4 protein-coding genes and 1 pseudogene are annotated in these 3,721 nt (G+C 68.4%); 4 read left to right on the top strand and 1 reads right to left on the bottom strand.

Going from position 1 to position 3,721, the window contains the following annotated elements:
* Positions 1-313 precede the first annotated feature (313 nt).
* Genes ACFWPJ_RS27340 through ACFWPJ_RS27325 form a run of 4 tightly spaced genes read left to right on the top strand, consistent with a single transcriptional unit; the run spans position 314 to position 3,301 of the window.
* Positions 314-1,069: a prolipoprotein diacylglyceryl transferase gene (locus ACFWPJ_RS27340; RefSeq protein WP_378855536.1), complete on the top strand. Its 756-nt coding sequence runs from the start codon at positions 314-316 to the stop codon at positions 1,067-1,069.
* Positions 1,066-1,473, top strand: coding sequence for a hypothetical protein (locus tag ACFWPJ_RS27335; RefSeq protein ID WP_378855534.1), 408 nt, complete (start codon positions 1,066-1,068; stop codon positions 1,471-1,473). Before ACFWPJ_RS27340 ends, ACFWPJ_RS27335 begins: the two co-directional genes overlap by 4 nt.
* Before the next feature lie 5 nt (positions 1,474-1,478).
* Positions 1,479-3,029, top strand: coding sequence for a radical SAM protein (locus ACFWPJ_RS27330; protein ID WP_378855538.1), 1,551 nt, complete (start codon positions 1,479-1,481; stop codon positions 3,027-3,029).
* Entirely contained in the window at positions 3,026-3,301 is a 276-nt protein-coding gene (locus ACFWPJ_RS27325; RefSeq protein WP_378855532.1) for a hypothetical protein, read from the top strand. Before ACFWPJ_RS27330 ends, ACFWPJ_RS27325 begins: the two co-directional genes overlap by 4 nt.
* 53 nt (positions 3,302-3,354) lie before the next feature.
* Here the strand turns inward: ACFWPJ_RS27325 and ACFWPJ_RS27320 are convergent.
* Positions 3,355-3,721: pseudogene (locus tag ACFWPJ_RS27320) on the bottom strand (acyl-CoA synthetase); the annotation flags it as partial.

Raw genomic sequence — 3,721 nt, 5'->3', positions numbered from 1 at the left:
CTGGGGTGTCTCGGGGTGCGTTCGGTGTGTCCCGCCGCGGTCCCCGCTGCCGCGCTCGCGGCGGGATCGCTGCGACGGGCGGCGAAATCGACAGCTGTCGACATGGTTGACCCCCTGCATGACTTCAGAACTATTGGCATGACTCACGCTGGTGCTCGAGAATCGGCACCGGGTGACCGAGGATCTCACCCGGCATCCATTCTAAACGAAACACTCAGCACCGCCTCGAGATTCAGAGACGATCCGTCTGGGACTGTGGACTTACGTAGTTTCACTCACGCGCCGGCTCGGTGTGGACGGCTAACCTTTCGCCATGGTGCCGCAGCTGATGTGGGGGATCCCGACACACGGGTTCTTCGTCGCCCTCGGGGTGGCCGTGGCGGCGGTGGTCTTCGTGGTCGAGTGCAGGCGCCGTGACGCGCTGCGGGAGGAGTCGCTGGTCGCGGTGACCGGTGCCCTGGTCGGCGGCGCGATCGGGATGCGGTTGTCGAGTCTGGCGGAGACGCTCGATCCGGTCGAGAGCTGGATGTTCGGTGCGCGCAGTGTGCTGGGCGGGCTGCTCGGCGCGTATGTCGGGGTGCTGGTGGCGAAGCGGATCATCGGCTACCGGGAACGAACCGGTGACCTGTTCGCGCCCGCGGTCGCCCTCGGCATGGCGGTGGGTCGCGTCGGCTGTCTGCTCACCGAGGCGCCGGGTCGTCCCACCGAGCTGCCGTGGGGGATTCACGCACCCGGCACCGTGCCGCAATGTCCCGGCTGTGCCACGGGCGCGGCGATGCACCCGAGGTTCGCCTACGAGATCGCGTTCCAGCTCGCGGCTTTCGCCGGGCTGTGGTGGTTGCGGGATCGGATCACCACTCCGGGAGAGCTGTTCACCCTCTATGTCGGGGCGTACGCGATCTTCCGGTTCCTGGTCGAGTTCACCCGCGCGAACGACACGGTGTGGCTCGATCTGACCCGCCCGCAATGGTTCCTGCTGCCCGGACTGGTCCTGGTCGCGGTGCGCTGGACGATCGGTTACCGGCGTGGGAACTACGACGGTGTACTTCGACGAAAGGTCGCGGCATGAGCCTTCCCCCTGGACCGCCACCGAACATGCCACCTCCGCCACCGAACGTGCCACCGCCGGGCGGGAAGCCGCCGGGGCAGGGCGGTCAGGTCGCGGCGATGGCGCTGGCCGGGGCGACGACGTTCATCGTGGTGAACGCGATCGTCGGGTTCGTCGTGTTCCTGATTGCCGTGTCGTCGAACGACGGGACCGTGGTCCAGGCGCTGCTCGCCCTGACCGCGGTGGTGAGCGCGGGTTCGGCCTTCGGCGGTGGCTGGCTGCTGATCCGGCGCAAACGCCCCATGCCCAAGGGATTCGGGATGGGTCTGATGATCGGGTGGTCCTTGGTGACGGTGTGCACGGCGGGACTGTGCACCGCCATCAATCCCGAGCTGTACACCTCCATGTTCGGGATGGCGCGATGACCGGCATGCCGCTGCGCGGCGACCGGATCCTGCGCTATGTCACCGCGTTCTGCCCGCACTGTCACGACGAGGACCCGGAACGTCCGCTGGCCGAGGTGACGCGCCTGTCGGGCTGGCTGGCCGAGCGGGACGGCCAGGTGTTCCTGGAACGCGGGTGCGCCCGGCACGGCATGGTGCGCACCCTGTACGACGAGGACCCCGAGATCCTGTCCTATCTCGAGCAGTGGACAGCGCCGACCAAGGCACACCTGCCCGACGTGGCGGGCAACTTCGACCCGGTGCCGTCGGCCTACCTGCGTGGCCTCCCGGAGATGCAGACCCAGCACACCTGCATCCTGCTCGAAGACATCATCGACAGCTGCAATCTGCGCTGCCCCACGTGTTTCGCCGACTCGTCTCCGGATCTGCGCGGCGTGGTGGCGGTCGAGGACGTGCTCGCCAATGTCGACCAGCGGCTGGCACGGGAGAACGGCAAGCTCGATGTGCTGATGCTCAGCGGCGGCGAACCGACCCTGCACCCCCGCCTGTCCCGGCTGCTCGGCGAACTCACCGCCCGGCCGATCACCCGAATCCTGCTCAATACCAACGGCTTGCGGATCGCCGTCGACGACGAGCTGATGGCGCTGCTGTGTGACCATCGCGACCGGGTCGAGGTGTACCTGCAATACGACGGTGTGTCGGCGGAGGCCTCACGCCACCATCGCGGCGGCGATCTGCGGCTGCGCAAAACTCGAGCGCTGGAGCGGCTCTCGTCGGCGGGCATCTTCACCACGCTGGTGATGACGGTCGCGCTCGGCGTGAACGACGACGAGATCGGCGCGGTAGTGCGCACCGCGATGGACACGCCGTTCGTCGGCGGGGTATCCATCCAGCCCCAATTCGGTTCGGGGCGTTCGGGTGCGCTCGATCCGATGAACCGGCTCACCCACACCGGTGTGCTGCGCAGGCTCGGCCCCCAGACCGACGGTGAGGTCACCTGGCGTGACCTCACCGCCCTGCCGTGCTCGCACCCCCACTGCTGTTCGGTGGGCTACCTGCTGCGTGACGATGCCGGACAGTGGCGGTCCCTGGTCTCGCTGATCGGACACGACCAGCTCAAGGAGCAGTTGGGGCTGGTGTCGAACCGGATCGCGGACTCGGCGCTGCCCGCCGAACTGCGCCTGGCCGTGCGGGAGTCGCTGCTCGGTCTGCTCTCCGAACAGTCGTCGCTGTCGCATCCGGAGATCGGGCGGGTGTGGCAGAACATCTGTGAGAACTGCGATCTGGGGATGTCGACCCTGCTGACACTGGCGTCCTCGGCGCTGCCGGGCCGGCGCAAGCGGCTGCGGACCCTGCTGGGGGAACGGGTCGTGCGGATCACGGTGAAGCCGTTCATGGACATGTCCACCATGATCGAGGAGCGCCTCACCCAGTGCTGTGTGCACGTCGGTACCAGAAGTGACGCCGACCAGTGCGCGCCATTCTGCGCGGTGCAGGCGTGGCCCGCGCTGTCACGGCAGCGGCTGTCCGCGGCGGCGCCGGCGGGCAGGGCACTGCTGCCGGTGCAGGTGCGATGAGCGAGCAGCGCGGCGTCTACTACGAGGAGGCGGTGCGGCGGCAGCAACCGCACGACCCGCTGACACTGTGTGTGGTCGCGACCGTCGCCCTGCTGACGTGGTTGATCGGACCATTGGCAGTGGCCGGTTTCGGTGTTCTCGCGTTCGTCGGCTACTGGCGTGCGTGGCGGGCGGGGTTGCGGCGCAGTCGATGCTGGTTGCGCGACACCCGATTGGTCCTCGGGTACCTGGCGGCGATCGTCGCGATCGGGGTGTCCGCCCTGCTGCCGTGACCGGTGCGGGCGAGTCCGGTAGGTCGGCACCCGCGGTAACCCGGCGCGGCGGATCAGTCGGCCGCGTGATCGGCAGCGCGCCCGGCGACGTACTCCTTGGCCCACCGGTAGTCCGGCTTGCCGCTGGGCGAGCGCGTGATGCTGTCGACCACCCAGATCCGTTTGGGCACCTTGTATCCCGCGAGATGGGCACGGACGTGAACGCGCAGGGCGTCGAAGTCCACCGACCGGCCTTGACCCGCGGAGATCACGGCGGCGACCTGCTGCCCCCACCGCTCGTGCGGAACCCCCACGACGACAGCGTCGTACACGGCGTCGTGGGATTTCACGACCGCCTCGACCTCCTCGGGGAACACCTTCTCGCCGCCGGTATTGATCACCATGTTGCCCCGGCCGATCAGCGTGATCGAGCCGACCGAC

It is taken from the genome of Nocardia sp. NPDC058497 (assembly GCF_042720195.1).
Taxonomy (GTDB): Bacteria; Actinomycetota; Actinomycetes; order Mycobacteriales; family Mycobacteriaceae; genus Nocardia.
This window is presented reverse-complemented; position numbering and strand designations above follow the sequence as displayed.